General features: G+C 52.6%; 1 protein-coding gene. It reads left to right on the top strand.

Annotated features, from left to right (window positions below; all coding sequences use genetic code 11):
- Positions 1 to 504: Ig-like domain-containing protein (locus HL290_RS18440; protein ID WP_227602331.1), on the top strand; the 504-nt coding region annotated here is incomplete at both ends.

Here is a 504-nt window from a genome sequence, read left to right as displayed (position 1 = left end):
CAGGTGACTTGACTGACGGTCAAACCGTAACAGCAACAGCGACTGACCCTGCAGGCAATACTTCATTGCCAGGTTCAGGGGTGGTGTCTGCGGACATCACGCCACCAGTGGTTGCGCTTGATGATGTATTAACCAATGACAGCACACCTGCACTCACCGGTACAGTCAATGATCCGACTGCGACAGTGGTGGTGAATGTAGATGGCACTGACTACCCGGCAGTAAACAATGGTGACGGCACCTGGAGTCTTGCAGACAATAGCTTGCCTGTACTGACCGATGGTCCACACACCATTACTGTGACTGCAACAGATGCAGCAGGTAATGTCGGTACAGACACGGCTGTGGTAACAGTAGATACCACTGCACCAGTAATAGGCTTCACAGATGCTTCTACCAATGACACAACCCCTGCGTTGACCGGTACGATCGATGATCCTGCTGCGACTGTGGTGGTGACGGTTGATGGTGTGGATTACCCAGCGACCAACAATGGTGACGGTA

It is taken from the genome of Acinetobacter sp. AC1-2, from assembly GCF_016124155.1.
Classification (GTDB): domain Bacteria; phylum Pseudomonadota; class Gammaproteobacteria; order Pseudomonadales; family Moraxellaceae; genus Acinetobacter; species Acinetobacter calcoaceticus.
The sequence above is the reverse complement of the archived record's forward strand: the minus strand, read 5'-3'. Positions and strand labels throughout refer to the sequence as shown.